Origin of the sequence: Specibacter sp. NPDC057265 (assembly GCF_042668835.1) — a bacterium.
Lineage (GTDB): Bacteria > Actinomycetota > Actinomycetes > Actinomycetales > Micrococcaceae > Specibacter.
The window spans coordinates 30,777-55,750 of sequence record NZ_JBHUYE010000016.1; the positions used below are offsets into that span (position 1 = coordinate 30,777).

19 protein-coding genes and 1 other RNA gene are annotated in these 24,974 nt (G+C 64.2%); 8 read left to right on the plus strand and 12 right to left on the minus strand.

Annotated elements, in window-relative coordinates:
- Positions 1 to 54: 54 nt before the first annotated feature.
- Genes purL through purS form a run of 3 tightly spaced genes read right to left on the minus strand, consistent with a single transcriptional unit; the run spans position 55 to position 3,395 of the window.
- Positions 55 to 2,388, minus strand: coding sequence for a phosphoribosylformylglycinamidine synthase subunit PurL (purL, locus tag ACFUCV_RS11550; RefSeq protein ID WP_380815757.1), 2,334 nt, complete (start codon positions 2,386 to 2,388; stop codon positions 55 to 57).
- A complete protein-coding gene (gene purQ, locus ACFUCV_RS11555; RefSeq protein WP_380815760.1) occupies positions 2,389 to 3,141 on the minus strand; it encodes a phosphoribosylformylglycinamidine synthase subunit PurQ in 753 nt (250 codons plus the stop codon). It lies immediately after the preceding gene.
- Positions 3,138 to 3,395 (minus strand): phosphoribosylformylglycinamidine synthase subunit PurS, encoded by a 258-nt coding sequence (gene purS, locus ACFUCV_RS11560; RefSeq protein WP_380815762.1) that lies wholly within the window; start codon positions 3,393 to 3,395, stop codon positions 3,138 to 3,140. The genes purQ and purS overlap by 4 nt, the downstream gene beginning before the upstream one ends.
- Before the next feature lie 343 nt (positions 3,396 to 3,738).
- On the opposite strand from purS, the gene ACFUCV_RS11565 reads away from it, so the two are divergent.
- Positions 3,739 to 6,396 (plus strand): exo-alpha-sialidase, encoded by a 2,658-nt coding sequence (locus tag ACFUCV_RS11565; protein ID WP_380815765.1) that lies wholly within the window; start codon positions 3,739 to 3,741, stop codon positions 6,394 to 6,396.
- 353 nt (positions 6,397 to 6,749) lie between these two features.
- Here the strand turns inward: ACFUCV_RS11565 and allB are convergent, their stop codons facing one another.
- On the minus strand, positions 6,750 to 8,141 hold the full coding sequence (allB, locus tag ACFUCV_RS11570) for an allantoinase AllB (protein ID WP_380815766.1): 1,392 nt from the start codon (positions 8,139 to 8,141) through the stop codon (positions 6,750 to 6,752).
- Positions 8,142 to 8,557: 416 nt separating this feature from the next.
- On the opposite strand from allB, the gene ACFUCV_RS11575 reads away from it, so the two are divergent.
- Together ACFUCV_RS11575 and ACFUCV_RS11580 are read left to right on the plus strand one after the other, a co-directional pair.
- Complete coding sequence (locus ACFUCV_RS11575; protein ID WP_380815768.1) at positions 8,558 to 10,096, plus strand: NCS1 family nucleobase:cation symporter-1; 1,539 nt, start codon at positions 8,558 to 8,560, stop codon at positions 10,094 to 10,096.
- 26 nt (positions 10,097 to 10,122) lie between these two features.
- Positions 10,123 to 10,869, plus strand: a complete 747-nt coding sequence (locus ACFUCV_RS11580; RefSeq protein WP_380815770.1) for an aspartate/glutamate racemase family protein — start codon at positions 10,123 to 10,125, stop codon at positions 10,867 to 10,869.
- An 84-nt stretch (positions 10,870 to 10,953) separates the two neighbouring features.
- Here ACFUCV_RS11580 and ACFUCV_RS11585 read toward each other — a convergent pair whose 3' ends face one another.
- Complete coding sequence (locus ACFUCV_RS11585; RefSeq protein WP_380815772.1) at positions 10,954 to 11,886, minus strand: 3-methyladenine DNA glycosylase; 933 nt, start codon at positions 11,884 to 11,886, stop codon at positions 10,954 to 10,956.
- Positions 11,887 to 11,900: 14 nt separating this feature from the next.
- Entirely contained in the window at positions 11,901 to 12,398 is a 498-nt protein-coding gene (locus ACFUCV_RS11590; RefSeq protein WP_380815774.1) for a MarR family winged helix-turn-helix transcriptional regulator, read from the minus strand.
- A gap of 111 nt (positions 12,399 to 12,509) precedes the next feature.
- Between ACFUCV_RS11590 and ACFUCV_RS11595 the strand changes: the two genes are divergently transcribed.
- Positions 12,510 to 12,734 carry a hypothetical protein gene (locus tag ACFUCV_RS11595; protein WP_380815777.1) on the plus strand — a complete coding sequence of 75 codons (225 nt, stop codon included), beginning with the start codon at positions 12,510 to 12,512 and terminating at the stop codon, positions 12,732 to 12,734.
- An 86-nt stretch (positions 12,735 to 12,820) separates the two neighbouring features.
- Positions 12,821 to 13,045, plus strand: coding sequence for a hypothetical protein (locus ACFUCV_RS11600; protein WP_380815779.1), 225 nt, complete (start codon positions 12,821 to 12,823; stop codon positions 13,043 to 13,045).
- A 96-nt stretch (positions 13,046 to 13,141) separates the two neighbouring features.
- Here the strand turns inward: ACFUCV_RS11600 and ACFUCV_RS11605 are convergent, their stop codons facing one another.
- Positions 13,142 to 14,428, minus strand: coding sequence for an aspartate kinase (locus tag ACFUCV_RS11605; protein WP_380815782.1), 1,287 nt, complete (start codon positions 14,426 to 14,428; stop codon positions 13,142 to 13,144).
- Between the two features lie 297 nt (positions 14,429 to 14,725).
- Between ACFUCV_RS11605 and ACFUCV_RS11610 the strand changes: the two genes are divergently transcribed.
- Positions 14,726 to 15,724, plus strand: coding sequence for an ABC transporter ATP-binding protein (locus ACFUCV_RS11610; protein WP_380815784.1), 999 nt, complete (start codon positions 14,726 to 14,728; stop codon positions 15,722 to 15,724).
- A complete protein-coding gene (locus tag ACFUCV_RS11615) occupies positions 15,721 to 16,917 on the plus strand; it encodes an ABC transporter permease (RefSeq protein ID WP_380815786.1) in 1,197 nt (398 codons plus the stop codon). Before ACFUCV_RS11610 ends, ACFUCV_RS11615 begins: the two co-directional genes overlap by 4 nt.
- Positions 16,918 to 17,013: 96 nt before the next feature.
- On the opposite strand, the gene ilvD is transcribed toward ACFUCV_RS11615, so the two are convergent.
- Complete coding sequence (gene ilvD, locus ACFUCV_RS11620; protein WP_380815789.1) at positions 17,014 to 18,909, minus strand: dihydroxy-acid dehydratase; 1,896 nt, start codon at positions 18,907 to 18,909, stop codon at positions 17,014 to 17,016.
- Between the two features lie 78 nt (positions 18,910 to 18,987).
- On the opposite strand from ilvD, the gene ACFUCV_RS11625 reads away from it, so the two are divergent.
- The gene (locus ACFUCV_RS11625; RefSeq protein WP_380815791.1) at positions 18,988 to 19,815 is read left to right on the plus strand and encodes a helix-turn-helix transcriptional regulator; all 828 of its coding nucleotides are present in this window, start codon (positions 18,988 to 18,990) and stop codon (positions 19,813 to 19,815) included.
- A gap of 2 nt (positions 19,816 to 19,817) precedes the next feature.
- Here ACFUCV_RS11625 and recR read toward each other — a convergent pair whose 3' ends face one another.
- The 4 genes from recR to ACFUCV_RS11645 all read right to left on the minus strand — a co-directional run bounded on the left by recR (position 19,818) and on the right by ACFUCV_RS11645 (position 24,972).
- Positions 19,818 to 20,417, minus strand: coding sequence for a recombination mediator RecR (recR, locus tag ACFUCV_RS11630; RefSeq protein WP_380815792.1), 600 nt, complete (start codon positions 20,415 to 20,417; stop codon positions 19,818 to 19,820).
- 43 nt (positions 20,418 to 20,460) lie between these two features.
- Positions 20,461 to 23,400 (minus strand): DNA polymerase III subunit gamma and tau, encoded by a 2,940-nt coding sequence (locus ACFUCV_RS11635; protein WP_380815794.1) that lies wholly within the window; start codon positions 23,398 to 23,400, stop codon positions 20,461 to 20,463.
- A 71-nt stretch (positions 23,401 to 23,471) separates the two neighbouring features.
- Positions 23,472 to 23,567, minus strand: an RNA gene (gene ffs / locus ACFUCV_RS11640) — signal recognition particle sRNA small type.
- Between the two features lie 70 nt (positions 23,568 to 23,637).
- Complete coding sequence (locus ACFUCV_RS11645; protein WP_380815796.1) at positions 23,638 to 24,972, minus strand: NAD(P)-binding protein; 1,335 nt, start codon at positions 24,970 to 24,972, stop codon at positions 23,638 to 23,640.
- Positions 24,973 to 24,974 lie beyond the last annotated feature (2 nt).

Below are 24,974 nucleotides of genomic sequence, written 5' to 3' on the forward strand. Positions count from 1 at the left end.
CCAAAAACCCCGGTTGGCTTTCTCAGGAGCCAACCGGGGTTTTTGAAGGAGAAACTACCCGAAGTACTTGGGCAATGTTCCCTCGTGTGCTGTGCGCAATTCATCCAGCTCCGCGCTGAACAGGCCCTGGATGTCCAGGGCCCCGCCGGCGGCGTCCACCACGCCGATGCGGGCCACCGGGAAGCGGCGGGCGGTGCACATGTCATTGAAGCGCACTTCCTCGCTGCGTGGCACCGACACCAGGGCACGGCCCTGCGTTTCGGAGAACAACAGGGTGAAGGTGTCCACACCATCGCGGGCGGCCACTTCATCCAGGGCCACGCGGGCACCGGTGTTGAAGCGCAGCGCGGACTCCACCAGGGCTGCGGCAAGGCCGCCCTCGGAGAGGTCGTGCGCGGAGTCGATCATGCCGTCACGTGAGGCGTTGATGAGGATCTGACCCAGTTCACGTTCACGTTCCAGGTTCACCGCCGGGGGCATTCCGCCCAGGTGGCCGCGCATGTTGGCCCACTCGGAGCCATCCAGTTCGGCGGCCGTGGTGCCCAGCAGGTAGATGGCCTGGCCATCCTCAACCCAGCCCGACGGCGTGCGGCGGGCAACGTCGTCGAACTTGCCCAGCACCGCCACCACGGGGGTGGGGTGGATGGGGGTGGAGCCCGTCTGGTTGTACAGGGAGACGTTGCCGCCCGTGACCGGAATGCCCAAAACCATGCACGCATCGGAGAGGCCGCGGATGGATTCCGCCAGCTGCCACATCACGTCGGGATCCTCGGGGGAGCCAAAGTTCAGGCAGTCGGAGACAGCCATGGGGATCGCGCCGGAGGTGGCGACGTTCCTGTAGGCCTCGGCCAAGGCCAACTGGGCGCCGTGGTACGGGTCCAGGAAGGTGTAGCGGCCATTGGCGTCGGTGGCCAGGGCCACGCCCAAACCGCTTTCCTCATCGACGCGGATCACGCCTGAATCATCCGGGAATGCCATGGCCGTGTTGCCGCCCACATAGCGGTCGTACTGGTTGGTGATCCAGTCCTTGGAGCACATGTTGGGGGAGGCAATGAGCTCCAACACGGCTGCCTTCAACTCCTCCGGCGTGGACGGGCGGGCCGCATCTTCCACCGAACCGGTGAAGGTGTTGGCCTGCAGCGAATCCTGCCAGTCCGGCCGGGCGTAGGGGCGGTCATATACCGGGCCGTCATGGGCCACGGTGCGCGGGTCGACGTCGACAATGACTTCGCCGTCCCACTTGATGATCAAACGGCCGGTGTCGGTGACCTCGCCGAGCCAGGAGTACTCCACGGCCCATTTCTCCATGACCGCTTCAAAAGCCGCCACGTTGTCCGGGGAGACCACCGCCATCATGCGTTCCTGGGATTCACTCATCAGGATTTCGCCCGGTGTCAGGGAAGGATCGCGCAGCAGGACGGAGGTCAGTTCAACTTCCATGCCGCCGTCGCCATTGGAGGCCAGCTCACTCGTGGCGCAGGAGATGCCTGCCGCGCCGAGGTCTTGGATGCCTTCCACGAGGGAGCCCTTGAACAGCTCCAGGCAGCACTCAATGAGCACCTTCTCGGCGAAGGGATCGCCCACCTGCACGGCGGGGCGCTTGGAGGGCTTGGTGTCGTCGAAGGATTCCGAGGACAGGATGGAGGCACCGCCAATGCCGTCGCCGCCGGTGCGGGCGCCAAACAGGACCACCTTGTTGCCCTTGCCGGAGGCGTTGGCCAGGCGGATGTCCTCATGGCGCATCACTCCCACGGCGAGCGCATTGACCAGCGGGTTGCCCTGGTACACGGAGTCGAAGACCATTTCGCCGCCAATGTTCGGCAGACCCAGCGAGTTGCCGTAGCCGCCGATGCCGGCCACTGCACCGTGCATGACACGTGCGGTGTCCGGGTGGTCAATGGCGCCAAAACGCAGCGGATCCATCACAGCCACCGGGCGGGCGCCCATGGAGATGATGTCACGGACAATGCCGCCAATGCCGGTGGCGGCGCCCTGGTACGGCTCCACCATGGAGGGTGAGTTGTGGGATTCGATCTTGAAGGTCACGGCCCAGCCGTCGCCCAGGTTGGTGACGCCGGCGTTTTCGCCAATGCCCACCAGCATGTCCTTCTTCATTTCCTCCGTGACCTTGGCACCGAACTGGCGCAGGTGGTTTTTGGAGGACTTGTAGGAGCAGTGTTCGCTCCACATGACCGAGTACATGGCCAGTTCCGCGGCGGTGGGACGGCGGCCCAGAACCTTCACCACGTCGTCGAACTCGTTTTGCTTCAAACCCAGCTCGGCCCAGGGCAGTTCCACGTCCGGGGTGGCTGCGGCGTGTTCCACGGTGTCGATGTTGAACTTTTTGGCGGTGTCTGCGGCCGTTGCGCCCGTTGAGATCTCAGTCATTTATTTGCCTCCCACAAGCGTGTTCAAGACGGAAGTAAAGAAGCCCAGGCCGTCGGTGCCCGTGTGAGCGGGTCCGTAACCGGCCTCGACGGCGTGCTCGGGGTGCGGCATCAGGCCCACCACGTTGCCGGCGGCGTTGGAAATGCCTGCAATGTTGCGCCGTGAACCATTGGGGTTGAAGTCCACATAGCTGAACGTCACGCGGCCCTCGGCTTCAAGGGCGTCAAGCGTTTTTTCATCCGCAATGTACTGCCCGTCCTGGTTCTTCAACGGGATGGTGATGTTTTGGCTGGCCGTGAAGTCGCTGGTCCATGCGGTGGTGTTGTTTTCCACGCGCAGCACCTGGTCACGGCACAGGAACTTCAAGTGGTCGTTCTTAATCATGGAACCGGGCAGCAGGTGCGCCTCGGTGAGGATCTGGAAACCGTTGCAAATGCCCAAAACAGGCAGTTTGGCGTCGGAATTGGCTGCGTCCACGATCTTGGACATCAGCGGCGCGAAGCGGGAAATGGCGCCGGCGCGCAGGTAGTCGCCGTAGGAGAATCCACCGGGGATGATGACCGCGTCCACATTGCCCAGCTCCGTGTCGGCGTGCCACAGTTCGACGGCGGTGCCGCCTGCCAGCCGGACGGCACGGCTTGCATCCCGGTCATCCAAGGTCCCCGGAAAGGTGACCACGCCAATGCGGGCGCCAAGCAGCCGGCTGTCTGCGGGGGCGGGGGAGAACCCGCCAATCAAGGGTGTTTCAGTCATGACTGGTCCGCCACAACCTCAACATTGACCACATCTTCAATGACGGGGTTGGAGAGCATGGTCTCCGCGGCTGAACGGGCCTGGGCCAGGATTTCGTCCGTGACCTCGCCGTCGACCGTGAGTTCAAAGCGCTTGCCTTGGCGGACGGAGGAGAATGCGTTGAATCCCAAACGGGGGAGTGCGCCAACAATGGCTTTCCCCTGCGGATCCAGAATTTCGGGCTTGAGCATGACGTCGACAACGATCCGGGGCATCGCGGGAACTCCTGGTAATTAAAAGGGGTGGCCGCGGAGTGCCGTCTTACGCCATCGAAGGTGGAGGTGCTTGAAAACCTGGGCAGGAGGGCGCTCCGCGAGCTTGCCATTCCATTCTACGCAGTCAATGCCCACTGTGGAATTTCGCAGCGGAGGCCCGCCGCCACGGCTTGCCCATTATCCAGTCCCAGGCGGATCCAAGAATTTGTCACAAAGTCGTATTGTGATTCAGCACACGCTATCTTTGTAGGATGTTCCATGTCTGATGAATCGCAGCCCGGCATGGCACATGTCACAAAACGGCCACTGCCACGCGGCCAATGAAGGCCGCCGAAAGGACCACATGAAATCCACCCACACGCAACGCCCAGGGAGGCGGGCCCAAACGGCAATTGCCGCCGGTGCCCTCGCCGCAACACTGTTGGCCACCATGACCGCCCCTGCCCAGGCGGAGAGCGGAGCTGTTCCCGCCTCGGAAGCAGGCAATTATGCCGAGCAGGTGCTGGCAAAAAATGGCGACAACGCCATTGACCCTGTGCTCGGGGCGAACTACCGCATCCCCGCACTGGCCCACCTGGGCGACGGCGTGGTGCTGGCCTCCTATGACGGCCGGCCCTACGGCGGCGATGCGCCCCAGCCCAACTCCATCCTTCAGCGCCGCAGCACCGACAACGGCAAGACCTGGGGCCCGCCCAGCTATGTGGCACGCGGCCAGATGCCCACCGCCGACAAGCCCGTCTTTGGTTTCAGCGACCCCAGCTACGTGGTCGACGAGGTCACGGGGGATGTTTTCAACTTCTTCGTCTACTCCAAGGACGTCAGCTTCCAAGCCAGCGGCTTCGGCAATGATGACGCAGACCGCCAAATCACCAGCGCCGCCGTCGCCGTTTCCCATGACCAGGGCCTGAGCTGGTCCATGGACCCGGCCCACCTGCCCGAGCTGCCACCGGTTGACTACGCCGCGGACTCGGAGTTCGCCGGCTTCGACGGCCCGCTGATCACCGACGTGGTCAAGCCTGCCGGTGATTTTGCCAATGTTGGCGGCGTCTCCGGCGTCTTCGCCTCCTCAGGCCAGGGCATCCAGCTCAAGTACGGGGAGCACAAGGGACGGCTGATTCAGCAGTACACCGGCAAGGTCAAGCAGGCCAGTGGCGCCATTGAGTACCAGGCCTACAGCGTCTTCTCCGACGACCATGGCAGGACGTGGCAGCGCGGCGCCTTTGTGGGCACCGGCATGGATGAGAACAAGACGGTTGAGCTGTCCAACGGCGACGTCATGCTCAATTCACGCGCCAGCAGTGGCGGCAACGGCGGCCGCAAGATCGCCATCTCCAAAGACGGCGGCCAAACGTATGGCCCCGTCACCGTGGATACGCGGCTCAGTGACCCCGTCAACAATGCCTCGATTGCCCGCATGCACCCCGACGCTGCGCAGGGTTCGGATGAGGCCAAGATGCTGCTGTTTTCCAATGCCAACAGCACTTCAGGGCGCCAGAACGGCACCATCCGCTACTCCTGCGACGATGGCGCCACGTGGAGCGCCGGCAAGCAGTTCAAGGCCGGCGCCATGAGCTACTCAACCGTCACCGCGCTGGGGGATGGCACCTTTGCTGTCTTCTATGAAGGTGACAACAACACCATGACCTTCGGCAAGTTCGACGCCGAATGGCTCGGCATCGAGTGCGGCGTCGAGCTCACCGCCAAGGCCGTCGCGGGAGCCAACGGGGAAACCGTGCAGGCTGAAATGACCTTGGTCAACGGAAGCGACAAGACCATCACCGGGGCCAAGGCCACCTTCGCAGCACAGAACGCCTGGACCTTTGGCACGGCGGCATTTGCCGACGTCCCCGCCGGGGAGTCCGCCACCGTCACCGTCCCAGTGACCATCCCCGCCAGCGCCAAGGCCGGAAGCTATTCGGTCACGGCCAGGGTTGCTTACGGCAGCAGCGAATTCAGCGCAGTGGTTCCCGTGACGGTCACTGGCGGCGCCGCACCCACCATTGGCCTGGACGTGGTTGGTTCACGCACGGACAAGGGCCGCGACCTCACCACCACGCCGTACACGGTGGGCGAGAAGCTCCCGTACCAGTTTGCCGTGACCAGCCTCAGCAATGTCACCGCCAATGTTGCGCCGGTTTCCGGCAACTTTGACCCGTTCCTGCCCCCGGCCGGCGGCAACTGCCGCTGGAACAACCTCGCCATGTGGGCAAACTACACCTGTGGGACGCCCCGCCATGCGGTCACGGCTGATGAACTGGCCAACGGCTTTTTTATCCCCTTGACCACCTGGTCCGTCACCAGTGCTGGATTGGCAAGCCAGACGTTCACCATCACCGGCAACGAAGTTGACGTGCTGGCACGCAAGCCCCAATTGTCGGCGACCGCGATTGCCGTGTGGAACGACACCGACGGCAACGGCCTGGCTGGAGCCGGTGAAACGGTCACCACCACCGTCACCGCCACCAACTCCGGGAACGTCACCTTGACCGGTGTTGCCGGACTTGGCACCGATCACGGAACCCTGGCTGCTGGCGCCACGGCCACATTCACGGAAACCCGTGAACTCTCGGCGGCGGAACTTGCCGAAGGTGCCGTGGCGGAGCGTTCCATCGTGCTTGCCGCAGCCAACGGCGCCAAGGACGCATCCAAGGACGTCATTGTGCGCGGCATTGACCTGCCCGTGCAAGCGGCCAAGCCTGATTTTGAGCCGTCAGTCCAGCGTCAAAACTTGAAGGGTCAGCCGCCCGTTGATCTGGGGCTGAGCACGGGCAAGTACAGCATTGGCGACCCCGTGACGGTCAAAAACCTCCCCGCCAATGAATGGGTTTATGTGCATTTGAATCAGCACGGAGCCCGCATGGGCTGGTTCCTGGCCGATGCGCAGGGCACCGTCACCTTCACCGTCCCCGAGGGCACAAAAAATGGCAAGGACACCTTGGTGGCATCGGGTGGGAACGGCCGGCTGTTTTCCTTCGGTGCCTTCCACGTGACGCCGAACTAACTGTTCCCCAACACCCCGCAGCCGCGGTGTGGGACGGCGTCCCTTCGGGCCCCTGCCGGAACCCACCGGCAGGGGCCCGAACCACTTTCAACAGGATCGACCCGCGGATTTAGTTGCTGTCTACGGGTCCAAAACGTTCCCCATTCACGAAAAGATGACGATTTGATCAGTTCCCGACGGCTGGATCCGGCTGGCCATCTGGCACCCTGCACGGAAAATGTGGCCAACCGTGCCCACCTGGCCGGTGCCGCTGTCCTCACCGCACAAGAAGCCCGGAACCGTTTACCGGAAACCCTCCACCTTGGCGCCGCTGCCGGCAGCCGGCTGGATGGAGGGTCACGCGGCAACCAGACTCAGGCGTGAACCTCGCGTTCCACGGTGATTTCGCCGCGGCGCAGGAGTTTGCCGGTGGGGGTGGTGCCGTCGAGTTTGTTTCCGCGCAGGTAGGTGGCGCGGACGACGCCGGAGAGGGCGCGTCCGTCGTAGGGGGTGATGGGGTTTTTGTGTTTGAGTTTTTGCACGTCCACGACGTAGGCGTCGTTGGCGGCGAAGATCGCGAAGTCGGCGTCGTGGCCGGGGGCGATTTTGCCTTTTTTGTGCAAGCCGACGAGTTCGGCCGGGGCGGTGGACATCCAGTGGCTGACTTGTTCCAAGGTGATGCCGCGGTGGCGGGCTTCGGTCCAGATCAGGGACAGGCCCAGTTGCAGGGAGGAGACTCCGCCCCAGGCGACGGCGAAGTCACCGTTTTCGAGGTCTTTCAGATCCAGGGTGCTGGGGGAGTGGTCCGAGACGATGCAGTCGATTGTGCCGTCCTGCAGACCGGCCCAGAGCAGTTCGCGGTTCCCGGCTTCACGGATGGGTGGGCAGCATTTGTAGGCGGTGCCGCCGTTGGGGATTTCCTCGGCCATCAGGGTCAGGTAGTGCGGGCAGGTTTCCACCGTCAGTTTCACCCCGTCGCGGCGGGCGCTGGCGATCATGGGCAGCGCGTCGGAGGAACTCAGGTGCAGGATGTGCGCGCGGGCCCCGGTCCAGCGGGCCCGTTCAATGACCTCGGCGATCGCCAGGTTTTCCGCGCCCCGGGGGCGGGAGGCCAGGAACTTGTTGTACTGGTCCCCTTCGGCGGTGGGGGCCCGGTCGATGGCGCGGGAATCTTCGGCGTGCACGATCATGATGGAGTCAAAGGACTTCAGCTCCGCCATGTCCTTTTCCATCTCGTCCGCTTCCAGGGGCGGGAACTCGTCCACCCCGGAGTGGAGCAGGAAGCACTTGAAACCAAACACGCCCGCGTCATGCAAAGGCCGCAAATCCTTGGTGTTTCCCGGAATCGCCCCACCCCAGAAACCCACATCCACGAACGCCTGATCCCGGGCCACATCCCGCTTGGCCTTGAGCGCCTCCACGTTCGTGGTCGCCGGGATGCTGTTCAAGGGCATGTCAATGATGGTGGTCACACCGCCGGCCGCGGCGGCACGGGTCGCGGAAGCGAACCCTTCCCAATCGGTGCGGCCCGGTTCGTTCACGTGCACATGACTGTCCACCAGACCCGGAATCAAGGTCTCATCATCAGCGAGCTCAATGACCTCACGGCCCTGGAGATTATTGCCCAACGGCTCCAAGGCAATGACCACACCATCACGGACACCCACCTCACGGGCCGCAATGCCGGCTGTGGTCAACACGCGACCACCCCGAATCACCAAATCGTACACCGGCGCCTGAACATCAATTTCCGGGGACTTAGACATAAGAACTCTCTTCTTCCTGACCAATCTGGCCAAGCCGGGCACCAATCAAGGCACCAATTTCAGTAAGCAAAACACCAGCATTCTGCAGGAGCCCTGATCCTCCCGCCATCGCTTCGCAGCGGGCTTCCACAGTGAAGCTCCACTTTGTGGAGGACCTGCTCCAACGCGCTGGTGATTGCTCGGGGATGGCAACAACGCCTTTTGCTGTATGGAAATCAAATCTTGTTAGACGAGATTACGGCGTCCAACATGTGGATGTAAAGCTTGGGAGTTCTTCGGCCAGCTCAAAACAGTCCTTTGACAGCATGTGATGCAGCTCATAAACTAATTTCATTGTTCAAAACTTTTTTTCCATCATACGAAATTGTGCACATTGCGGAGTTATTATGGATGCCGAATCTTCAAGGAATGTCAATATGGTCGAGCCCGACCAGAATAAGGACTCCGTGGTGTCGGGACACGCCACAGCAACTGCCTTGTCCGTACCTCCCTTTGAAACGCCGGAGGGGTACACGCTCAGCGCCAGTCTTTTCAACCAGGATCTGGCGCCCACCAAAATGAAAGGCCGCCGCTGGTCCAGCTACAGCATTTTCACGCTGTGGGCCAACGACGTGCACAGTCTGGGCAACTACGCCTTTGCCATTGGATTGTTTGCCCTGGGCCTGGGCGGCTGGCAGATTTTGCTGGCTTTGGGCGTGGGGGCCGTTCTTCTTTTCGGCCTGCTGAACTTTTCCGGATTCATGGGCTTCAGGACAGGAGTTCCCTTCCCTGTCATGAGCCGGATCAGCTTCGGCATCAAAGGGGCCCATATTGCCTCGCTTCTACGTGGCGGCGTTGCCATTGTCTGGTTTGGGGTGCAGACCTTTTTGGCCTCGGTGGTGCTGCGGGTGATGTTGGTTGCCCTGTTCCCGTCCCTGGCGGAAATGGACACCAACAACATTCTGGGGCTGTCCACCTTGGGGTGGCTGTCCTTCATTGCCCTGTGGATAGTGCAGGTCATCATTGTCAGCTTCGGCATGGACATGATCCGCAAATACGAGGCCTTTGCCGGCCCCGTCATCCTGGTGACCATGGCGGCAATTGCCGTTTGGATGTTTGTTGAAGCTGGCGCATCCATTGCCTGGCAAACAGACAATGGCCTGCAGGGTGCTGAAATGTGGCGCAGCATCTTCGCCGGAGGCGCCCTCTGGGTGGCCATTTACGGCACCTTCGTCTTGAACTTCTGTGACTTCACCCGATCGGCCAAATCAGCCAAATCCATTGTGCGTGGCAACTTCTGGGGCATCCCCATCAATATGCTCCTCTTTGGTGCCATTGTGGTTGTCATCTCCGGTGCGCAGTTCAAGATTGACGGCACCATCATTGAAAGCCCCGCGGACATAGTGCAAACCATCCCCAACACCTTCCTGCTGGTGATTGCCTGCTTGGCCCTGTTGATTCTGACCATTGCCGTGAACCTCATGGCCAACTTTGTGGCTCCCGTCTACGCCCTGACCAATCTGTTCCCGCGGCACTTGAACTTCCGCAAGGCAGCCATGGTCAGCGCAGTCATCGGCTTGGTCATCCTGCCGTGGAACCTCTACAACAACCCGGTCGTCATTGTGTACTTCCTGGGCGGACTGGGCGCACTCCTGGGGCCCCTGTTCGGCGTGATCATGGCCGACTATTGGCTCATCCGCCGCGGCAAGGTCAATGTCCCGCACCTGTACACCACAGCCGAAGGCGCGGACTACCACTACAAGCGGGGAGTCAACCCGCGCGCCGTCGTCGCCCTCATTCCCGCCTCCGTGGTGGCCCTGGCGATCGCCTTCATTCCGGCACTGGCGGCATTCTCCGCCTTCTCCTGGTTCTTTGCGGCCGGACTCGCCGCAGTCACCTACTACTTTGTGGCTGATCGTAAAAGCGCCTACCGTGCAGTGTCCGGCGAGCCCATCGCCGTGGACAGCGTCCACTAATTATTTCCGCCGAAGAAAGTCAAAAAATGCGCATTCTTGTAGTCAACGTCAACACCACTGGATCCATGACCGAATCCATTGCGGAACAGGCCCGCGCCATTGCGGCACCGGGCACGGAAATCATTGCCCTGACCCCCCGCTTCGGGGCCGAATCATGTGAAGGCAATTTTGAAAGCTACCTTGCCGCGGTGGCTGTGATGGACGCGGTGCAGTCCTACCCGGAACCATTTGATGCCGTAATCCAGGCCGGATATGGCGAACATGGCCGGGAAGGACTGCAGGAGCTGTTGAATGTCCCAGTGGTGGACATCACCGAGGCGGCAGCCAGCACGGCCATGTTCCTTGGCTACAAGTACTCGGTGGTCACCACCTTGGACCGTGCAGTGCCACTGATTGAGGATCGCTTGAAACTGGCCGGACTGACCGACCGTTGTGCATCCGTGCGGGCCAGCGGCATGGCAGTGCTTGAGCTGGAGGAGGATCCGCAGCGGGCCGTCGAGACCATTGTGCGCGAGGCCGAACTGGCCGTCAGTGATGACAGGGCGGAAGTCATTGTCCTGGGGTGCGGGGGCATGGCTGGTCTCAATGACAAGGTCCGCGAGCGCACCGGCGTCCCCGTGGTCGACGGCGTGGCCGCTGCAGTGACCATTGCCGAATCCCTGGTCCGGCTGGGCCTGTCCACCTCCAAGGTGCGCACCTATGCCACGCCGAGGCCCAAGGCCTTCCTGGGCTGGCCCGTTCCCGCCCACGCCACGGAATTGATTACGCCTTAGGGTGCTTTCAGGCGGGGCCGGGAGGTTTTCTGGCCAGGCCCCGCAGCACAGTTGCTGACGCGCCGGCCCAATGGGCGGCAGTGCCTACTTCAGGTTGGGGCGGCCGGCAGGCAGGACGTCAACTGCTGCCAGCAATCGGCTCCGCAGCACCTCCGCTTCAGCGCTGAATGCCCGTTGGGCCGCCACATAGTCGGCCTTGCCCTGCGCGGTTTCAATGCGAATGGGCGGATACCCCCAGGCCGCCAGGTCATAGGGGGAGGCCTGCATGTCCATGGCCCGGATGCGCCATGACAGCTCAAAGCAATCCATGACCAGTTCACTGGGCAGCACGGGGGAGAGCTTGTACGCCCACTTGTACAGGTCCATGTTGGCATGCAGGCACCCTGGCTGTTCCAAGTCGCGCTGGTTTTCCCGCGTGGGCGTGAGCTCGTTGAGGCCTGATGCCTGCGGGGTGTAAAAACGGTAGGCGTCAAAGTGGGTGCAGCGGATCCTGCTGTCCTCCACCACCTGGTCGGTCCCGCCGGAGCCCAGGCGCAGTTCCAAGTATTCGTGCCGGACCGCGTTGGCTTCCTGTTGGTAAACCATGGCCCATTCATGCAGGCCAAAGCAGCCAAACTGCGCGGGGCGTGCCAGGGTGCGGCCCAGGATGATGCGGGCAAAGTCCACGGCCTCTTTGCGCTGTGCCATGAACTTATCCAGATCAAGAACCACCGCGGGGCCGTGCCCGGCGGTGGCACCGGCTTCCAGCTCTGCGGGGTACGCTTCGCGGTAGAACTTCCAACCCAGGCGTTCCGCCGCGGCAGCTCCTGTCAACACCACACCCGCACCGGGGTGCCAGCGGGAGAGCTGGCCTGGTTTTTGGGTGTAGTAGGTGAAAAGAAAATCCTCCACGGGGTGTTTTTGTCCCGTGGAACGGCGGCGCAGATAGGGCTCTGAATACCGCTGCACGCGGCGCAGATGCGCCGCTGCGCGCTCCTGCCAGTCCTGCTCGGAGAGCGCAGGCAGGGGGGAGGTCATGATTCCATTATCCGTCATGGTCCAGAGGGCACCGGACCCGGCCCGCCGGCGGGAGGAGGGACTGCGCCGTCGTCGGCATGGTCCGCGGACCCAATGAGGGCCATCATGGAATGATGCAGCTGCGTTGCGCTCTCACGGTCCAGACCCAGCCTGGCCATCATGGTTCCGGGCACCGAAAGGGCCCTCTGGCGCAGTTCAACACCGGCAGCCGTAAGGTCAACGGCAAGGGCCCGTTCATCAGCGGCGTCGCGGGTGCGGCTGACGAATCCCAAATCCTCCAGGCGGCGCAGCAGCGGGGAGAGCGTGGCGGACTCCAAACGCAGTGCGGCAGCAATGTCCTTGACCCTGCGCGGGGCCTGTTCCCACAGCGCCAGCATGACCAGGTACTGCGGATGCGTCAGGTCCAGCTGCGCCAGTACCGGCTTGTATGCGGCAATGACGCTGCGTGAAGCAACACTCAGGCCGAAACACAGCTGACGTTCCAACAGCAGCTCGTTGTCTTTGGTGCTCACCCTGCTCCTTTTAGTTAGTGCACTAAGCAAAAGGTTACTATGGATGTGCCTGCACCATTAATGACAATGAATTTAATGCTTTTTCGCCACCTGCCCCAAGGAACGCCAGCCATGCCCAAGATGCGCTTTGTCCACAGGTTCATGCGGTTCACCGACCGTCTGCGGTTCTTCTTCGGACCGGCCAGCAGCAGTCCCCTGGACCATGAAATGACAGTGGAAAACAAGGCCCTGCTGGAATCCCAGCAGGCCGCCACGGCAGCGTTTGTCACCGTCAAACGTCCAGACGGCAGCACCTATCTGGTGCCCAAGGACCCCAACGATCAATCCTTGCGTTGATTCCGGCGGCACCCTTTGGCCCGCTTCCTGCGTAGACTCGCAGGAAATGCACCGCGTGTTGATCTGCACCCCAAGGAGGGCAAGCAATGGCGAAGGATGAAAAGTTTGTCGAAAGTTTCAGGCAATCGACAGGGAAGCTGCGGCATGTTTTAGGCCCGGCTGACCAAAGCGACGGGGACTCCGATGAGATGCCCCGTGCCGAAGAGTCCGCCCGGCGCAGCAGGGAGCAGCTGTCGCAACTGGAACAACACACCGACTCCGAGGGCCACCACTATGCGGTGGAAAAGGACCAGCCCGGCCAAGCGCCGTAGCCAGGGCCGGGCTCCGTCCAAAGGAAAAACGACCCGCAGCGGTCGGAACGTGCACGTCCGACGGTTCGCTGGGGGCCGCTCCTGCCTGCCGTGCGGTCAGCGGCCGGTGCCACCATAAACAGTGGCTTCCACGTCACTGTCCAGGTCAAAGGCCTGGTGCACGGCCCGGACGGCCGTGTCCAGCAGATCCGCGCGGGTGACCACTGAAATGCGGATCTCGGAGGTGGAGATCAAATCAATGTTCACCCCGGCGTCGGACAGGGCCCGGAAGAAGCTGTAGGAAACCCCCGGGTTGGAGCGCATGCCGGCGCCAATGAGGGAGAGCTTGCCGATCTGGTCGTCGTACAGGAGCTCCTCGAAGCCCACGTCCTGCTGTTGGGCGCGGAGGGCGGCCAGGGCTTCCTCACCCTCCACCATGGGCAGGGTGAAGGAGATGTCTGTTTTGCCGGAGCCGCGCGTGGAGATGTTCTGCACGATCATGTCAATGTTGGTGTGCGCCCCGGCAATGATGCCGAAAATCATGGCGGCCTTGCCGGGGATGTCCGGCACGCCAACAACTGTGACTTTGCCTTCGGACCGGTCGTGGGCCACGCCGGAGATGATTGGCTGCTCCAAGGCAACTCCCTCTGAGATTTTGATTTTGTCATCGGGGCTGGGCAACACCCAGGTCCCCTCGTGTTCGCTGAATGAGGACCGCACGTGGATGGGCAGACCGAAGCGGCGGGCGTATTCCACGCAGCGCAGGTGCAGGATCTTGGCGCCGGAGGCGGCCATTTCCAGCATCTCCTCACTGGAGATTTTGGAAATTTTCTGGGCGCTGGCAACCACCCGTGGATCTGCGGTGTAGACGCCGTCCACGTCGGTGTAGATTTCACAGACGTCGGCGTTGAGCGCCGCGGCCAAGGCCACGGCTGTGGTGTCCGAGCCGCCGCGGCCCATGGTGGTGATTTCATTGGTTTGGCGGCTCATGCCCTGGAAACCGGCCACAATGGCCACCTTGCCCTTGTCCAGGGCGGTGCGGACCCGGTGCGGGTCAACGTCAATGATGCGGGCCTTGCCGTGAATGCCGTCAGTGATCATGCCTGCCTGGCTGCCGGTGAAGGACTGCGCCACCCCGCCGTGCCCGCTGATGGCCATGGCCAGCAGCGCCATGGAAATGCGCTCGCCGGCTGTCATGAGCATGTCCAGTTCCCGTGCCGGGGGGTGCTCGGAAACCTGGGCTGCAAGATCCAGCAGTTCATCAGTGGTGTCTCCCATGGCCGAGACCACCACCACCACCTCATGGCCTGCGGCCTGGGTGCTGACAACGCGCTTTGCCACGCGCAGAATGCCCGCCGCGTCCGACACGGAGGATCCGCCGTACTTTTGAACAATCAGGCTCATGGGTGCACACTCATTGGCTTACCTAACGCAAAACTAGGAGAGAAAAGTTGCTGCCTTGCGCCGGGCCGCGCCGCCACGCAGGGCCAATGCGGCATCATCAGCGCGGAAGGCAGTGGAGCCAAGTTTAGCGCGGGCCGCTCCCAACACAGAATTACAGTGTCCACATGTTGGTCCATTGCGTCCCGGCGTCATGGACCAAAACGTTATCAGTGTCCGGCCGGCCAAGTGGTGACGCGGGTGCCTGCCGCACCCTAGGCTGGGCCCTAAGCCGCATGTGCGGCCCACAGGGAGGCTGCCATGACCGAGTTCCAACCGCCAGGCACAACAGGACCGGCGGCAGGGGCCCCGCGCCCGGGGGCAGCATCCAGCGCGGCAACGTTTTCCGGGCTCAGCGCCACCGGGCTCGCGCGCAGCTTTGGTGAAGTGCACGCCGTGGTGCACATGGACCTGCAGGCGCCGGCGGGGCAGGTGACGGCCTTGATCGGGCCCAACGGGGCGGGCAAGACCACCTTGTTGCTGATGCTGGCGTCGCTGCTGGCCCCGGACAAGGGCCACATCAACGTCCTGGGGATTGATCCGGTCAAGGATCCAGGTGCGGCGCGGGCCCAAATTGGTTGGATGCCTGACACCTTGGGCGTCTGGGAGGCATTGACGGCACGGGAAATACTGACCACCATGGCCAAGTTCTACCGCCTGCCCAAGGCGGTGGTTCCAGGGCGTGTGGAGGAACTGCTGGAGCTGGTGAATCTTTCCGCACTGGCCCAAAAACAGGCCCGCGTGCTCTCACGCGGGCAGCAGCAGCGGTTGAGCCTGGCCCGCGCGTTGATCCACAATCCCCAGGTGCTGTTGCTTGATGAGCCCGCCTCCGGCCTGGACCCGGGAGCGCGCATTGCGCTGCGCAGCATCCTGCGGCGGCTGGCAGCGGAGGGAAAGGTGGTGGTGGTTTCCTCGCATGTGCTGGCGGAACTGGACGAAATCGCCGACGGTGCAGTCTTCGTGAACCAGGGCCGCACCGTGCTGGCGCAGTCCGTGGCGCAGGCGGCGGGGCAGGGCCGCAGGTATTCAATTGCCGCCCTTGACGCCGCCGCACTGGCTGCGGCGCTGACAACGCTGGGCGTGGCCTTTGAACCGGGCACGGGCCGGCGTCCTTCGGCGGACGTCACCGTGGAGGGGGAGGGGCAGGCGGTGGCGCTGCTGCGTGATCTGGTGGCTGCCGGTGTGGATGTGTGGTCCTTTGCCCCGGCCGCCGGTGCCCTGGAAGAGACGTACATGAGCATGAAGGTGGAACAGCCATGACAACAACACAGCAGGTGCCGGCCCCCGGGGCTCCGGCACCGGGGGCCGGCCGGTCGGGCGGCTACGCCACGGCGGTGGTGGCGGTGGTGGGCATGGAGCTGCGGCAGCGGCTGCGCTCGCGGGGCTGGTACATCATGCTGGCTGTTTGGTTTGGACTCATTTGGCTGGTGACGGCCCTGAGCTGGATGAGCTGGAAGGCGCAGTCGGGGTACGGCGTCGACCCCGGGTTCGGCGCGGCGGGCCCGGGCCCGTTGATCTTTGAAGCCGTTTTGGCCTTTGTGCTGCTTTTTGGCCTGCTGGTGGCGCCGGCGTTTTCAGCCAATGCCATCAGTGGCGACCGTGCAGCCGGAACCTTGGCCATCATGCAGGTGACGTTGCTGCGGCCCGGGCAGCTGCTGTGGGGGAAGTTCCTGGCGTCCTGGATTGCCGCGCTGGCCTTCCTGGTGGTGAGCGTGCCGTTTCTGGTCTTTGGCATCGCCCAAGGCGGGCTGGGTCCCGTATACATTTTGGTGGCCCTGCTCATGCTCGCCGTTGAGCTCGGGGTGGTGTGCGCACTGGGGGTGGGCATTTCCGCGCTGGCCAACCGGCCGCTGTTCTCCATTGTGGTGACCTATTTGACGGTGGCGGTGCTCGCTTTTGGCACGTTGATTGCCTTTGGCTTGGGCATGGCACTGAGCAATGGCACGGTGCAGGCAAACCAGATGCACTACCAGGGCATGGAGGTGTACCAGGAGGAACCAGGTGCCGCTGAAGCGGACCAGGAGCTGTATCCGGCGGTGCCCAGGCCCACGGACATTACGGATGAGAATGACCAGTACGCCTGTTTTGGTCCGCTGGTGGAACAACCGGCAGCGCGGTCCGAGCGGGTGGCCTGGATGCTGGCCATGAACCCGTTCGTGCTGGTGGCGGACGCCATTCCTTACACCCAAACGGCCGCAGCGGCAGGGAACCACCAGCCCACGGCTTTGTTTGAGACCATCAGCCAGGGCGCCAGGTACGCCCAGGCGGGTCCGGACACCACGTACAGCTGCGCGGGCGGGAAGGTGAGCCCGGAGTATTTGGAGCAAAAGACGCCGCTGTGGCCCCTGGGCTTGGGACTGCAGCTGCTGGCGGCTGCAGCCATCCTCGCCGGGGGCTGGCGGGCCCTGCGCACCCCGGCCGGCAAATTGGCCAAGGGCACCCGGATTGCCTAGCGCTTAAAGTCCGACGGCGTCCGGCCCGGCTGGGCCGAACGCCGTCGGGCATTCAGTGCGGCAGTGGTGCCCGCGGCACTGGCTGCGGGGTGGGAATCAGCCCGCGGCGAGCTGGGTGCGGGGGGCCTTCATCAGGACCACATCCCCCGGGACCTGGCGGATGGCGCCCTTGTCGGCGCTGGTGGCCATGGAGGCGTAGGCGCGCAGGGCTGCGGAAACCTCGCGTTCGCGTCCCACGGGCTGGTAACCGGTGGTGGCTTCCAGGAAGTCGCGGCGGGCATTGAGTTCCGTCTCATCCACCAGCAGTTCCAAGGAACGGTTGGGAATGTCGATCCGGATCAAGTCGCCGTCCTGGACCAGGGCAATGGTGCCGCCGGCTGCCGCCTCGGGGGAGACATGGCCAATCGACAGGCCCGAGGTGCCGCCGGAAAAGCGCCCGTCGGTGATGAGCGCGCAGACCTTGCCCAACTTCAGCCCCTTCAGGAAGGAGGTGGGGTAGAGCATTTCCTGCATGCCGGGGCCGCCCCGGGGGCCTTCGTAGCGGATGACCACCACGTCGCCGGCCTTGACCACCTTGGAGAGGATCTTTTCCACGGCTTCGTCCTGGGATTCACAGACCACGGCCGGGCCTTCGAACGTCCAAATGGACTCGTCCACACCCGCGGTCTTGACCACGGCGCCGTCGAGGGCAATGTTGCCGCGCAGCACGGCCAGGCCGCCGTCCTTGGAGAAGGCGTGCTCAACGTCGCGCAGGCAGCCTGCGGCGGCGTCGGTGTCCAGGGATGTCCATTCGGCCGACTGTGAGAAGGCGGTGGAGGAGCGCTGGCCGCCCGGGGCCGCAGTCCACAGCGCTTGAGCCGCCGGAGTGGCCTTGCCGCCGCGGATGTCCCAGTCATCGAGCCAGTCGGTGAGACCCTCGGAGTGGACTGATTTCACATTGCGGTGCAGCAGCCCGCCACGGTTCAGCTCGCCCAGCAGTGCCGGGATGCCGCCGGCGCGGTGCACGTCCTCCATGTAGAAGGTCTTCTCGCCTGCCACGTTGGGAGCCACCTTGGCCAGGCACGGCACCTGGCGGGACTTGGCGTCAATGTCCTCAAGATCGTACTTCAGGCCCGCTTCCTGGGCGGCGGCCAGCAGGTGCAGGATCGTGTTGGTGGATCCGCCCATGGCAATGTCCAGGGCCATGGCATTGTCGAAGGCCTCGAAGCTGGCGATGCTGCGCGGCAGCACGGAGGCGTCGTCGTCCTCGTAGTAGCGCTTGGCGATCGCGACGGCGGTGGCCCCGGCGCGCTCGTAGAGTTCCTTGCGGGCAGTGTGGGTGGCCAAAAGCGAACCGTTGCCGGGCAGGGACAGGCCAATGGCCTCGGTGAGGCAGTTCATCGAGTTGGCCGTGAACATGCCGGAGCAGGAACCGCAGGTGGGGCAGGCGTTTTCTTCGATCAAGTTGATGTCGGCGTCGGAAACGGAATCATCCACGGCGTCGGAAATCGCGTTGACCAGATCCAGGGTGCGGATGGAGCCGTCGGTCAAGGTGACGCGGCCGGCTTCCATGGGTCCGCCGGAAACAAACACGGTGGGGATGTTCAGGCGCAGGGCGGCCATGAGCATGCCGGGGGTGATCTTGTCACAGTTGGAGATGCACACCAGCACGTCGGCGCAGTGGGCGTTGACCATGTACTCCACCGAGTCGGCAATGAGGTCCCTTGAGGGCAGCGAGTAGAGCATGCCGCCGTGGCCCATGGCGATGCCGTCGTCCACGGCGATGGTGTTGAATTCGCGGGCAATGGCGCCGGCTTCGTGGATGGCGTCGGAGACGATCCGGCCCACGGGGGCCAGGTGGGTGTGGCCCGGGACGAACTCGGTGAAGGAGTTGGCGACGGCGACGATCGGCTTGCCAATGTCGGCTTTGGCAACACCCGAGGCCATCATGAGGGCGCGGGCGCCGGCCATGTTGCGGCCGTGGGTGACTGTGCGTGAACGTAATGGAGGCATGGGAGTAGTCAACCAGCATTTGCTCCACAGCGGAAAGACGGTGCTGCTACTAGTAGTGGGAGTGCTAGTTTTGTTCAAATGAATGAAGAACGACGCCGCGAGCTGGGTCAGTTTCTCCGGGACCGGCGCGTGGGACTGGTCCGGGCGGACCACGGGCTGCCGCCCATTGGCCGCAGCCGGACATTGGGACTGCGCCGCGAAGAGCTTGCCGCCTTCGCCGCCGTGAGTGTCACCTGGTACACCTGGCTGGAGCAGGGCCGGGACATCAATGCCTCACGGCAGGTGTTGGAATCCATTGCCCGGGTGCTGCGGCTGACCCCTGCCGAGCAGTCGTACGTGCTGGCCCTTGGTGGCCACGGCGCGGTCCCCGCTACTGGCACGCATGTTGTGGACGCCGTCCCTGCGCATCTCCAGGCCCTGCTCGACGCCCTTGATTTTCCCGCCTTTGCCCTGACCCCCGGCTGGGGAATTGCCGGCTGGAACCATGCCTACCAAAAGCTGTACTCGCGCATTGCGCAGGTGCCCCCGGAAGAACGCAACCTCCTGTGGCTGGTGTTCAACGATCCTGCGTTGCGTCAAATGCTGCCGGACTGGGACATTACGTCCAGGAACTTTGTGGCCGAATTCCGTGCTGAGGCGGGGCCGCGGCTGGGCTCGCCGGCGCACACGGAACTAATCACCCGGCTGCGGGACGCCAGCGCCGAATTTGCGGGCATCTGGGCCGGCCGCGTGGTGCTGAACTTCGCCTCGCGGCAACGAAGCTTTCTGCATCCGGAAGTGGGGGTGCTGACCTTCGAACAGCACCGCCTGGTGCCCTCTGATGTCCCTGATCTGCATTTTGTCATGTACGTCCCCACCGCGGGGACGGCAACAACGCAACGCTTGGCGCAGCTGCGCAACAACTAAGGTCAGCCCAGGGCGTTGCGGCGGCCCTCAAAGGCACGGCCCAGGGTGACCTCATCGGCGTACTCCAGATCGCCGCCCACGGGCAGGCCGGAGGCCAGGCGGGTGACGGCGATGCCCAAGGTCTTCAACATGCGGGACAAATAGGTGGCCGTGGCCTCGCCTTCAAGGTTGGGGTCCGTGGCAATGATGATTTCCTGAATTTGGGCGTCATTGAGGCGGGTGAGCAGTTCCCGGATCCGCAGCTGGTCCGGGCCAATGCCGGCAATGGGGTTGATGGACCCGCCCAGCACGTGGTAACGCCCACGGAAGGCGCGGGTGCGCTCCACGGCCAGCACGTCCTTGGACTCCTCCACCACGCAAATGATGGTGGGGTCCCGGCGGTCGTCACGGCAAATGTTGCAGCGCTCGGACTCCGTGACGTTGCCACACACGGTGCAGAACTTCACACGCTCCTTCACGGTGGTGATGGCACCAACCAAACGCAACATGTCCTCATTGTCGGCCTCCAAAATATGGAAGGCGAGCCGCTGGGCCGATTTTGGCCCAATTCCGGGCAGGCGCCCCAGCTCGTCAATGAGTTCTTGAACTGCTCCCTCGTACACAATGCCTCTTGTCTGCTAATAAAAAATCGGGGGTGGGGCTGCGCTAGTTGGGCAGCGTCAGCGGGCGTTCCTCCACCAGCACTCCGCCTAGAATACGCTCCACGGCTGCTTGTCCCACCACGCCCGACTCTTCAATGGTGACGTCGTCGGGGCTGGGTACGTCCTCGGTGTGCTGCACGGCTGCGCCGGCCGGTTCCACCCGGCCCGCCTGGGCTGCCGGGCTGTTGGCCAAACGCTGGTACATGCTCAAGGCCTCCGGGGCAGCCGGGGCATCATTTTCCAGGTCCTGCCCCTGTACCGGACCAGCAAGGCTTTGGGGATGCCCGGGGTCCGTGGCGGCCCCCGGCGGCTGGGTTGCGGCGGCCGTGGCCGGTGCCGTCTGCGCCCAGTCCGGGGCAGTGGCCATGCTGCCCCAACCGGGATCGCTGATGCGCGGCTGTTGCCCGTTTTCGAGGGAACCGCCCCATTCCTGGGCGGACCCGCCTGAGGTGTTCCGGGCGGTGTTGTTCGCCACCTGTTCAGCCAGCAATGTGCTGCGCCGCGGCGTTTCCGGCTCAACGGGGGTGGCAGCCGCTGCCGGGGGAGCGCTGGGCGTGTCCCATCCCGTGGTCCACGCGGAAATGGGCGAGACCTTGGGAGGCGTGTAGGGCGCAGCTGCCGGGACGGCTTGCGGCGCTGCGGGAGCGGGAGCTTCGCCGGCGTCCGGCGCGGGTGAATGCTGTTCCGCGGCAGGATGGTCCGCTTCAGCCCAGGGATCAGTGGGCGGATGTCCGTCAGTTTCGGGTTCGCCCCAATAGTCGCTGGGCTCGGTGGGGCCCTCCCATGGCTCCTGGCGCGGAGGGACTGGCCGCGATGCCTGCTCCTGCGCTGCCCCGGCCTGCGCCGGCGTTGGGGATGCGGCTGCTGCCGGCGCCGGGCCCGCCGGGGGTGCCGGCTGCGGGTGGGGCAGCCCCCACGAGTCCTGGGCCGCGGCGGCAAGGGAGGGCCTCTGTGTGGTGTCCGGCGTGCCGACGCCTACTTTTTGTTGCGGCAGCCGGGAGTCACCAGCGGGAACTTTTGGGTTTGGCTCAGCGCTCGCCTTCGGGGCTTCACCGTCGGCGGGGTGGATTTGGATGGAGATGCCCAAAACAGTCTTAATGGCCTGTTGCAGGTTCTCCAGGTGGCCGCTGTCCCGGAACGTGGCAATGAGGCCCGACGACGGCAGCCCCACCCGCAGCTCCTGGCCATCAAAGGTCTGTGGCACCACGTTTTGGTTCACAATGACCCAGGACGCCATGCGGATGCTTCGCAAGGCCCCCAAAATTTCCGGCCACGCCCGCCGGATCATCTCAATGCCGGACGTGGAACCGGCGGCAGGCTCGGGCTGCGCAGGCTGCGGCGGCTGGGGCTGGCTGGGCTGTGATGGGGCGGGCTGCGACGGAGCGGGGGCCGGCGTTTGCTGGCGCGGCTGCTCAACAGACTGCGGCGGGTGTTCCTGCGAAACAGGCGCAGGTGCGCCGGCCGGGACATCTGCCGGCGCTGGTGTGGCTGGTATGGCTGGTGTGGCGCAGGGGGTGGCCGGACCCTCAGCGGTGTGGCGGGCCGCGATTTCGGCCCCGGCTGCTTCCCGGGCGCGGGCCAGTTCGGCTCGGACGGCAGCCAATCCGGCCTTGGCGGTGCCGGCGGCGGGATCAGCGGCGTGGGCTTCCCCCGCCGGGGCATCGATGGACCCGGCGGCGGGGACGGCGGCGGGGACGGCGGCGGGGACGGCGGCGGGGACGGCATCAGCGCCCGGAGCCGCGGGTGCGCCAACGGCTGCTGCGGCCGAGCCGCCACCGTAGTTCAGGCGTCGCTCCAGCTGATCCAGGCGGGTGGCGAGACCGCGCAGGGAGGCATCGGCGCCGGGAAGCAGCAGCCGCGCACCCAGCAGTTCCAGGTGCAGGCGCGGGGAGGTGGCTCCCGTCATTTCATTGAACGCGGCATTGGTGACGTCCGCTGCACGGGACAGTTCGGCCGGGCCCAGCTGGGCGGCCTGCGTCTGCATGCGGGCAATGAGCTCATCCGGGGTGCCGCGCAAAATGGCGTGGGCGCTTTCCGGCATGGCCTGGACAATGATCAGGTCGCGGAAGCGCTCCAGCAGGTCTTCCACGAAGCGCCGGGGATCATGCCCTGTCTGGATGACCCGGTCCACGGACTTAAACACCGTGGCCGAGTCGTTGGCCGCCAAGGCGTCCACCACGTCATCCAGCAGGGAGGCGTGGGTGTAGCCCAGCAGTTCGACGGCCAGGTCATAGTTCAGGCCGGATGCACCGGCACCAGCCATCAGCTGGTCCAAGACGGACAGTGAATCGCGGACGGAGCCACCGCCTGCACGGACCACCAGCGACAGCACGCCCGGAGCCACCGCCACCTTCTCTTGTTCACACAGCTGTGCCAAATAAGCCATGAGCGGCTCGGGCGGCACCAGCCGGAAGGGGTAGTGGTGGGTGCGTGAGCGGATGGTGCCAATGACCTTGTCCGGCTCCGTGGTGGCGAAGATGAACTTGATGTGCTCCGGCGGTTCCTCCACAATCTTCAACAGCGCATTGAAGCCTGCCGAGGTGACCATGTGGGCCTCGTCAATGATGAAGATCTTGTAGCGGTCCCGGATGGGGGCGAAGGTGGCGCGTTCGCGCAGGTCACGGGCGTCGTCCACGCCGCCGTGGCTGGCAGCGTCAATTTCAATGACGTCCAGGGAACCGGCGCCGCCGCGGGCCAGCTCAACACAGCTTTCGCATTCGCCGCAGGGGTGCGAGGTGGGGCCTTTGGCGCAGTTCAGGCAACGGGCAAGGATCCGCGCCGACGTGGTTTTCCCGCAGCCGCGGGGGCCGGAGAAAAGGTAGGCGTGGTTGACGCGGTTCTTGTCCAGGGCCGTCATCAGCGGTGCTGTGACGTGTTCCTGGCCAATGACCTGGGCAAAGGAATCCGGGCGGTACCGGCGGTACAGGGCTGTTGGTGCGCTCACAGTTCAAACCCTATCTAATCCGCCTGACAAAATGCCGCGCTGATGCAGCAGTTCCGGCCTGTCTGGGGATAAGTAAAGACCCCCCATGCACCCGCCAGAGCCCGCTTACCCTTGCTACCTTCCGGTCCTGGGGGAGTTCACAGGGTGACGCCACATGAGGGGCCGGGAATCAGCTTACCCGACGGCGGCGGTGCGGGCGAATCCACGCTTTGCAGCGCCCCGCAGCCAGCTTCCTCCCTAGATCCTGGTCCCGGTGCGGCCGTGCAGGGAATCGGCGCCACGGCGCGGATCAGTGGAACAGACAGATGTGGCGGGCAGCTCCAGATTCAGCTGCGCAGCTTCCTCGTGGTCCCCAGCCAGGGCGGCCACAATGGAGCGGACCTGTTCGTAGCCGGTGGCGAGCAGGAAGGTGGGTGCGCGGCCGTAGGATTTCATTCCGGCAATATAAAAGTCCTGTTCCGGGTGGGCCAGCACCGCGGCGCCATGGGCGGGGACTGTGCCGCAGGAATGGAATGCAGGGTCAATGAGGGGCCCGAGATCCCGTGGGGCTTCCACGCCGGGGTCAAGTTCCAAACGGACCTCGCGCAGCATCTCCAGGTCCGGGCGGAATCCGGTGGCAGGGATCAAATAATCCACTCCCAGGCTGATGTCCCCGCCGGGGCATCCACCTGTCACGGTCAAGCCCCCGTCCGCACCACCTCCCTGGGAGAAGGAGGCGATGGGGAAGGAAGTGTGCAGCTGCACGTACCCGTCCTCCACCAATCCGCGCAGCCGCGCGCCCAATTGGCCGCGGGCCGGCAAGCCGTCCAAATCCCCGCCACCGTAGAGGCGGGTTGTGTCCGGGCCGCGGACAGCCCAGCTGATGCGGGTGCCGGGCTCGTTCTTGGCCAGCTGTCCCAGCGCCAGCAGGGTGTTGGCAGCCGAATGTCCGGCTCCAACAACCAGCACATGTTTGCCAAGAAATTGGGCACGGTCCGCGCCAGTAATGTCAGGCAGCACCCGGGTAATCAGCCCGGCGCTGCGGGCTGCACTTTCACCGGCGGCTGCCAGGCCGGATTGGCCCAGTGGATTGGGTTGGCCCCATGTTCCCGAGGCATCCACCACGGCGCGCACGTGATGGTCCACCACTGTGCCATTGGTGGATTGCACGCGGACCATAAAGGGCTGCTGCCCGCGGCCGAGGGAGTGGGTTTTGTCCATGCCCACCCGACTTACGGCGGTGACAGTTGCGGAAGTCTGCAGGGCCGCCTTGATGGCGGGGACCGCTGCCAGCGGAGCCAGGTACTTGTCCACAAGTTCGGCACCGTAGGGCAGGGACGTCAGCCGGGGTTCCTCCCAGGAGGTGCACTCGAGCAGGCGCCGCGAGACCGGATCAATATTGTGCTGCCAGGATGAGAACAGGCGGATGTGGCCCCATTGACGGATGGCGGCGCCGGCTTCGCTGCCCCGTTCAAAAATGAGCGGGGTAATTCCACGTTCGATCAAGTTCGCAGCTGTTGCCAAGCCAATGGGCCCTGCGCCAATGATGGCGACCGGAAGTTTACGGTGCCCGGATCCGGCTGTTTCAGTCATGG

What these genes read in the sequence shown, in the direction of transcription:
- purS (WP_380815762.1), bottom strand. Translation starts at nt 3,395, where the DNA reads ATGCCCCGGATCGTTGTCGACGTCATGCTCAAGCCCGAAATTCTGGAT.
- ilvD (WP_380815789.1), bottom strand. Translation starts at nt 18,909, where the DNA reads ATGCCTCCATTACGTTCACGCACAGTCACCCACGGCCGCAACATGGCC.
- ACFUCV_RS11610 (WP_380815784.1), top strand. Translation starts at nt 14,726, where the DNA reads ATGACCGAGTTCCAACCGCCAGGCACAACAGGACCGGCGGCAGGGGCC.
- purL (WP_380815757.1), bottom strand. Translation starts at nt 2,388, where the DNA reads ATGACTGAGATCTCAACGGGCGCAACGGCCGCAGACACCGCCAAAAAG.
- ACFUCV_RS11565 (WP_380815765.1), top strand. Translation starts at nt 3,739, where the DNA reads ATGAAATCCACCCACACGCAACGCCCAGGGAGGCGGGCCCAAACGGCA.
- ACFUCV_RS11575 (WP_380815768.1), top strand. Translation starts at nt 8,558, where the DNA reads ATGGTCGAGCCCGACCAGAATAAGGACTCCGTGGTGTCGGGACACGCC.
- ACFUCV_RS11600 (WP_380815779.1), top strand. Translation starts at nt 12,821, where the DNA reads ATGGCGAAGGATGAAAAGTTTGTCGAAAGTTTCAGGCAATCGACAGGG.
- purQ (WP_380815760.1), bottom strand. Translation starts at nt 3,141, where the DNA reads ATGACTGAAACACCCTTGATTGGCGGGTTCTCCCCCGCCCCCGCAGAC.
- ACFUCV_RS11595 (WP_380815777.1), top strand. Translation starts at nt 12,510, where the DNA reads ATGCCCAAGATGCGCTTTGTCCACAGGTTCATGCGGTTCACCGACCGT.
- allB (WP_380815766.1), bottom strand. Translation starts at nt 8,141, where the DNA reads ATGTCTAAGTCCCCGGAAATTGATGTTCAGGCGCCGGTGTACGATTTG.
- ACFUCV_RS11605 (WP_380815782.1), bottom strand. Translation starts at nt 14,428, where the DNA reads ATGAGCCTGATTGTTCAAAAGTACGGCGGATCCTCCGTGTCGGACGCG.
- ACFUCV_RS11625 (WP_380815791.1), top strand. Translation starts at nt 18,988, where the DNA reads ATGAATGAAGAACGACGCCGCGAGCTGGGTCAGTTTCTCCGGGACCGG.
- ACFUCV_RS11580 (WP_380815770.1), top strand. Translation starts at nt 10,123, where the DNA reads ATGCGCATTCTTGTAGTCAACGTCAACACCACTGGATCCATGACCGAA.
- ACFUCV_RS11585 (WP_380815772.1), bottom strand. Translation starts at nt 11,886, where the DNA reads ATGACCTCCCCCCTGCCTGCGCTCTCCGAGCAGGACTGGCAGGAGCGC.
- ACFUCV_RS11615 (WP_380815786.1), top strand. Translation starts at nt 15,721, where the DNA reads ATGACAACAACACAGCAGGTGCCGGCCCCCGGGGCTCCGGCACCGGGG.
- ACFUCV_RS11645 (WP_380815796.1), bottom strand. Translation starts at nt 24,972, where the DNA reads ATGACTGAAACAGCCGGATCCGGGCACCGTAAACTTCCGGTCGCCATC.